General features: G+C 54.5%; 1 pseudogene. It reads right to left on the bottom strand.

The annotated features are described in order from the left end of the window. A pseudogene (locus JUJ53_RS19295) lies at positions 1-321 on the bottom strand (ISNCY family transposase); the annotation flags it as partial.

Genomic DNA, 321 nt, shown 5'->3' with positions numbered 1-321 from the left:
TGGGGATGTCAATGCCTTCGAGGTGCTCATAGAGGGTGGTGTGGGATTGCGGACGACACACCAGGATGAAGTTGAGGTGTTGGTCTAGAAGCTGCTGGCACAAGGGCTGGTGGCAATAGAGGTCATCGCCTAAAACCGTTACCTTCATTGGACTAAAGCGTTCTCCATGCTGCATCAACCACCGTTTCGCAGCAGCCGTCTCACAGTCCTGTTTGTCATGCCCATCTTGCGGCACGATAAACGCTGGCACTAACGGAATCACGTGAGGCTGTCCTGGGGCGACGATGACTGGGGTGATGACGCTATGGAAGTAGTGGGTCT

This window comes from Leptolyngbya sp. CCY15150, assembly GCF_016888135.1.
In the GTDB taxonomy this organism is placed as follows: domain Bacteria; phylum Cyanobacteriota; class Cyanobacteriia; order RECH01; family RECH01; genus RECH01.
Note: the sequence above shows the minus strand (reverse complement) of the source record. Positions and strands in the feature narration are given on the sequence as shown.